This is a genomic window from Pseudomonas citrullilanati (assembly GCF_030580855.1).
Taxonomy (GTDB): domain Bacteria; phylum Pseudomonadota; class Gammaproteobacteria; order Pseudomonadales; family Pseudomonadaceae; genus Aquipseudomonas; species Aquipseudomonas citrulli.
In genome coordinates, this window is the sequence record NZ_JAUQOP010000005.1 from 210,439 (window position 1) to 216,438 (window position 6,000).

The following is a 6,000-nucleotide window of genomic DNA, read 5'->3' on the forward strand; positions in this document are numbered from 1 at the left end:
GTTGAGGGCAGGTTTATGGTCAAGGTCGGTATCGTCGGCGGCACGGGTTACACCGGTGTCGAACTGCTGCGTCTGTTGGCACAGCATCCGCAAGCTGAGGTAGTGGTCATTACCTCGCGATCCGAGGCTGGCCTGGCCGTTGCCGACCTGTATCCGAACCTGCGAGGCCACTACGACGGCCTGGCCTTCAGCGTTCCAGACATCAATACCCTCGGTGCCTGCGACGTGGTGTTCTTCGCCACGCCCCACGGTGTCGCCCATGCCCTGGCCGGTGAGCTGCTGGCCGCCGGCACCAAGGTCATCGACCTGTCAGCGGACTTCCGCCTGCAGGACGCGCACGAGTGGGCCAAATGGTATGGCCAGCCCCACGGCGCGCCGGAATTGCTCGACGAAGCCGTCTATGGGCTGCCGGAAGTCAACCGCGAGAAAATCCGCCAGGCACGCCTGATCGCCGTGCCGGGCTGCTACCCAACGGCAACGCAACTGGGCTTCCTGCCGCTGCTCGAGGCGGGGCTGGCCGATGCCTCGCGGTTGATCGCCGACTGCAAATCCGGTGTCAGCGGTGCCGGACGTGGTGCCAGCGTCGGCTCGCTGTACTCCGAGACTTCGGAAAGCATGAAGGCCTATGCCGTCAAGGGCCACCGTCATCTGCCGGAAATCCGCCAGGGCTTGCGCCGCGCCGCGGGCAAGGACGTTGGCCTGACCTTCGTCCCGCACCTGACGCCAATGATTCGCGGCATCCACTCCACGCTCTACGCAACCGTCGTGGACCGTTCGGTGGACCTGCAGGCGTTGTTCGAAAAGCGTTATGCCAATGAACCGTTCGTGGATGTGATGCCGGCTGGCAGTCATCCGGAAACCCGCAGCGTGCGTGGTGCGAACGTTTGCCGGATCGCCGTGCATCGTCCGCAGGAAGGTGACCTGGTGGTGGTATTGTCGGTCATCGATAACCTGGTCAAGGGTGCGTCGGGCCAGGCGGTGCAGAACATGAACATCCTGTTCGGGCTGGATGAGCGCCTGGGCCTGTCCCATGCGGGGATGCTGCCCTGACAGCGATCAGACAGCGGCAGGCCTCTGGCTATATACCTGGAGCTTGCTGCCGCGCGTCTAATAGTTGACCGATTTGGTAGGAGAAGCGGATAATGCCCGCCATCACGCATTATGGCGGCGTAAACGCCGGGAGATATTCAGCATGAGCGTCGAAACCTTCACCCCCACGGCTTTGCAATTTACCCACGGTGCTGCGCACAAGGTGAAGAGCCTGGTCGATGAAGAGGGCAATGATCGTTTGAAGCTGCGCGTATTTGTTACGGGCGGCGGTTGTTCCGGTTTCCAGTACGGTTTCACTTTCGATGAGGAAGTGGCCGAGGACGACACCATTGTCGAGCGTGAAGGGGTCAGCCTAGTGGTCGACCCGATGAGCTTCCAGTACCTGGCGGGTGCCGAGGTGGATTACCAGGAAGGTCTGGAAGGTTCGCGTTTCGTGATCAAGAACCCCAACGCCACCACGACCTGTGGCTGCGGTTCTTCATTCTCGATCTGATCGCTTCAAGAAAAACGCCGCAGTGCCTCACGGCCCTGCGGCGTTTTGTTGTCCGGGATTCGTAGGATCAAGCAGGATAGATCGCGCCGAGTACGCGCAAGCCCCGGGCGCCGGTCACGCTCGGGCGGTTCCCGGGAATGCCCTGGAGGCAGCAGTGGGCCAGCCAGGCAAACGCCATGGCCTCCACCCAATCCGGATCGACGCCATACGCCGCCGTGCTGCTGACTCGGGTCTGCGGTAGCAGGCTGGCCAGGCGGCTCATCAGCGCCTGGTTGTGTGCGCCACCTCCACAAACCAGCAGCTCCTCAGTGTCCGATTGGGCATGTCGCAACGAGTCGACGATGGTCACCGCGGTCAGTTCGAGCAGGGTGGCCTGCACATTCTCGGCAGCGAAGCTCGGCAGGTGAGACAGGTGCCGGGTCAGCCAAGGCAGGTTGAATATCTCTCGCCCGGTGCTCTTGGGGCCGGTGGCCACAAAGAAGGGATCGCCGAGCAGCGCCTTCAGCAGGACGGGTTCGACGTTGCCACTGGCGGCCCATTGGCCATCGCGATCGAAGTGTTCGCCCTTTTGCTGATGTATCCAGGCGTCGAGCAATACGTTGCCAGGGCCGCAATCGAAACCGGCGACGGGTTTCCCGGACTCGATCAGGCTGAGGTTGCTGAACCCACCGACATTCAGCACGGCGCGCTTGCCAGCTCGTTCTTCGAACAAGGCTTCGTGAAACGCTGGAACCAGGGGGGCTCCTTGCCCACCGGCGGCGACATCGCGGCTGCGGAAATCGCTGACGACGCTGATGCCGGTCAACTCGCTGAGCAGCGCCGGATTGCCGATCTGCACGGTGAAGCCGCGCGCCGGCTCATGGCGAATGGTCTGGCCGTGGCTGCCGATCGCCGTGATGTCCTCGGGCTTGAGTCGTTGTTCATTGAGCAGGGCGTTGATGCCCTTCGCGGCCAGCGTGACCCAGTTCTGCTGGGCAACGGCGGAGCGGGCGATCTCATCGGGCCCGCTGCTGCACAATTCGAGCAATTCGGCCCGCAGGGAGGCGGGCATGGGAATGTAATGGGTGGCGACCAGATTGATCGCCGGGCTCAGTTCAACCAGTGCGATATCCAGGCCGTCGAGACTGGTCCCGGACATCACGCCGATATAGAGCGCCATGGCCTAGCGCTTGCTCGAGGCGAGCATGGTGGCTTTCTCTTGATCCATGCGGGCCATCAGCGGCTGGCTTTGCGCCAGGAAGCGCGCGCGCTCGGACTTGGCAATCGGATCGGCCATTGGCAGTTTCTGCCCAAGCGGATCGACATGGACGCCGTTGACCTGGAACTCATAGTGCAAGTGCGGTCCGGTGGACAAGCCGGTGGTTCCGATATAGCCGATGACCTGGCCTTGCTTGACGGTGCCGCCAGTTTTCACGCCTTTGGCAAAACCTTGCATGTGGCCATACAGCGTCCGGTAGGTGTTGCCGTGCTGGATGATCACGGTGTTGCCGTAGCCACCGCGACGTCCGGCCAGCAGGACCTTGCCGTCGCCTGCCGCCTTGATCGGGGTGCCCCGTGGCGCGGCGTAGTCAACGCCTTTGTGAGCGCGAATCTTGTTCAGGATCGGGTGCTTGCGGCCTGCGGAGAACTTGGAGCTGATGCGGGCGAAATCAACCGGCGTACGGATGAATGCCTTGCGCATGCTGTTGCCGTCGGCCGTGTAGTAGCTGCTGTTGCCCTGCTTGTTGGTGTAGCGCACCGCGGTGTACGTCTTGCCACGGTTGGTGAAGCGCGCGGACAGGATCGGGCCGTTGCCGACGCTTTTGCCGTTGACTACTTTCTGCTCGTAGATGACGTCGAACTCATCGCCCTGGCGAATATCCTGGGCGAAGTCGATGTCGTAGCCAAATACGTTGGCCATATCCATGGTCAGGCTATGGGACAGGCCGGCACGGGCGGCCGACTGCGACAATGAACTGTTGATCACGCCATGGACGTACGCCGAGCGGACGGTGGGCTTGGCGATGACGCGGTTGAATACATAGCCCTTGTCATTCTTGGTCAGGGTAATGCTTTCCAGGTCGCTCAACTTGGTGTGCAAGTTGTTCAGTTGGCCGTCTGGATTGAGTTCGAATTCGAGTTTCTGGCCGCGCTGCAGTTGAGTGAACTGCTTGGCTTGCTTGTCGCTGGCCAGGATTTCGTGGACCGAGGTCGAAGGCAGGCCCACCTTTTCAAACAGCGTGGAGAGGGTGTCGCCCTTGGCGACAATCACTTCGCGGTGATCCGGTCCTTTCTTTTCCTCGACAGCGGGCGCAGCGGCCTGGGCGGTCTCGGGAGCGTCGTCGGCGCTGTTTTCAATCTGCGCAAAAGGGGAGACGACCGGTTCGTTTGTGGCTTGGACGGCTTCGGCAGCGTCTTGTTCTTGTGTCAGTTGTTCAGCAGGGCTTTCCAGTTCAAGGCTCAGTGTCGTCTTTTTGGCTTCCACGTCACTGGAGGGGAATACCAGGAGCGCCAGGCTAAGAAGGGCGGCGATACCACTTGCGGCAAGCAGGTGGGTCTTCGGGTAAAGCGGTGGCGCTTTAGACGGTTCGGTGGTCATAGGTAATTTGACTTTTGAAAAGATGAATTGGAAAAGATGAATGACATGATGAAGATGAAATAACTGTATAAAATATAACCATATCCCCTGCGAAGCAAGCCCGCGGACGCTCTGTTCGTGGAATGGCGTCCGTGCGCCGGGCAAGCCTTGTATTTGGTACGCGATCTTGTATGGTTGGGGCCCTTTGAATCTGAGCCTTGCGGGTCTGTTATGAAGTCGGTTGAAGAGCAGCTAGCGCTGATCAAACGTGGTGCGGAAGAACTGTTGGTCGAGTCCGAGCTGGTCGAAAAGCTCAAGCGCGGGCAGCCGCTGCGTATCAAGGCCGGTTTCGACCCGACGGCGCCAGACCTGCACCTGGGGCATACCGTACTGATCAACAAGCTGCGCCAGTTCCAGGAGCTGGGGCACCAGGTCATCTTCCTTATAGGTGACTTCACCGGGATGATCGGCGATCCGAGTGGCAAGAGCGCTACCCGTCCACCGTTGACCCGCGAGCAGGTCCTCGACAACGCCGAGACCTACAAGGCCCAGGTTTTCAAGATTCTCGATCCGGCCAAGACCGAAGTCGCGTTCAACTCCACCTGGATGGACAAGATGGGGCCGGCGGACTTCATTCGCCTGACTTCCCAGTACACCGTGGCTCGTATGCTCGAGCGCGATGACTTCGATAAGCGCTACACCACCAACCAGCCTATCGCCATCCATGAGTTCCTCTACCCGCTGGTGCAGGGGTACGACTCGGTCGCATTGCGGGCCGACGTTGAGTTGGGTGGTACGGACCAGAAGTTCAACCTGCTGATGGGGCGTGAGCTGCAGCGCGGTTATGGCCAGGAAGCTCAGTGCATCTTGACCATGCCGTTGCTCGAGGGGCTGGATGGCGTGAAGAAGATGTCCAAGTCGTTGGGCAACTACGTCGGTATCCAGGAAGCGCCGGGCGTCATGTACGGGAAATTGGTCTCCATTCCGGATGCGCTGATGTGGCGTTACTTCGAATTGCTCAGTTTCCGTTCCATGGAAGAGATCAATGCCTTCCGTGCCGATGTCGAGGCGGGAGCCAATCCGCGAGATATCAAGATCAAGCTGGCCGAGGAGATCGTTGCCCGTTTCCATGGCGAAGAGGCGGCGGCCAATGCCCATCGTGCGGCAGGTAATCGCATGAAGGATGGCGAGTTGCCGGACGATCTGCCGGAGATCGAGCTGACGGCGACCGAGGATATGCCGATCGCCGCCGTGCTTAATAAAGCCGGCTTGGTCAAGAACGCAGCCGTCGCCCGTGATCTCCTGGGTTCGGGTGGTGTGCGTATCGATGGTGAAGTGGTTGATCGCGCCTTCCTATATAAGCTGGATGCTACTCATGTATGCCAGGCTGGCAAGAAGGCTTTCGCGCGCATCACGTTGAAATCCGAGTAAAGCTGAAAAAGGTGTTGACGGCAGATTTCAGACGTCTATAATTCGCCCCACTTCCGGCGCAGTCGAAACGGAAAACTCCTTGAGTTTCAATGAGTTAGATGATTTTCGACAGCGCAGGGCTTCAGTTCATCGAAGTCCGGAAGCGCTGGAAAAAGAGGTGTTGACAGCAGCGAACAACGCTGTAGAATTCGCCTCCCGCTAACGAGAGATCGGAAGCGCAAGTGGTTGAAGTTGTTGATGTTTCCCAAGGGAAACTTTGAAAAACTTCTAAAATAACCGCTTGACAGAAACACCAGGCGCTGTAGAATGCGCGCCTCGGTTGAGACGAAAGAATCAACCACCGCTCTTTAACAACTGAATCAAGCAATTCGTGTGGGTGCTTGTGGAGTCAGACTGCTAGTCAACAGATTATCAGCATCACAAGTTACTCCGCGAGAAATCAAAGATGTAACCAACGATTGCTGAGCCA

The 6,000-nt window shown here is 59.4% G+C and carries 5 protein-coding genes; 3 read left to right on the forward strand and 2 right to left on the reverse strand.

Going from position 1 to position 6,000, the window contains the following annotated elements:
- Positions 1-15: 15 nt before the first annotated feature.
- A complete protein-coding gene (gene argC / locus Q6A48_RS06495; RefSeq protein WP_304552774.1) occupies positions 16-1,050 on the forward strand; it encodes an N-acetyl-gamma-glutamyl-phosphate reductase in 1,035 nt (344 codons plus the stop codon).
- Between the two features lie 142 nt (positions 1,051-1,192).
- Positions 1,193-1,543 carry an iron-sulfur cluster insertion protein ErpA gene (gene erpA, locus Q6A48_RS06500; RefSeq protein ID WP_003177727.1) on the forward strand — a complete coding sequence of 117 codons (351 nt, stop codon included), beginning with the start codon at positions 1,193-1,195 and terminating at the stop codon, positions 1,541-1,543.
- Between the two features lie 67 nt (positions 1,544-1,610).
- Here the strand turns inward: erpA and Q6A48_RS06505 are convergent, their stop codons facing one another.
- Positions 1,611-2,702, reverse strand: coding sequence for an anhydro-N-acetylmuramic acid kinase (locus Q6A48_RS06505; protein WP_304552777.1), 1,092 nt, complete (start codon positions 2,700-2,702; stop codon positions 1,611-1,613).
- 3 nt (positions 2,703-2,705) lie between these two features.
- Positions 2,706-4,121, reverse strand: coding sequence for a peptidoglycan DD-metalloendopeptidase family protein (locus Q6A48_RS06510; RefSeq protein ID WP_304552779.1), 1,416 nt, complete (start codon positions 4,119-4,121; stop codon positions 2,706-2,708).
- 210 nt (positions 4,122-4,331) lie between these two features.
- Between Q6A48_RS06510 and tyrS the strand changes: the two genes are divergently transcribed.
- Entirely contained in the window at positions 4,332-5,531 is a 1,200-nt protein-coding gene (gene tyrS, locus Q6A48_RS06515) for a tyrosine--tRNA ligase (RefSeq protein ID WP_304552781.1), read from the forward strand.
- The last annotated feature ends 469 nt before the right edge of the window (positions 5,532-6,000 follow it).

What these genes read in the sequence shown, in the direction of transcription:
- erpA (WP_003177727.1), top strand. Translation starts at nt 1,193, where the DNA reads ATGAGCGTCGAAACCTTCACCCCCACGGCTTTGCAATTTACCCACGGT.
- Q6A48_RS06510 (WP_304552779.1), bottom strand. Translation starts at nt 4,121, where the DNA reads ATGACCACCGAACCGTCTAAAGCGCCACCGCTTTACCCGAAGACCCAC.
- Q6A48_RS06505 (WP_304552777.1), bottom strand. Translation starts at nt 2,702, where the DNA reads ATGGCGCTCTATATCGGCGTGATGTCCGGGACCAGTCTCGACGGCCTG.
- argC (WP_304552774.1), top strand. Translation starts at nt 16, where the DNA reads ATGGTCAAGGTCGGTATCGTCGGCGGCACGGGTTACACCGGTGTCGAA.
- tyrS (WP_304552781.1), top strand. Translation starts at nt 4,332, where the DNA reads ATGAAGTCGGTTGAAGAGCAGCTAGCGCTGATCAAACGTGGTGCGGAA.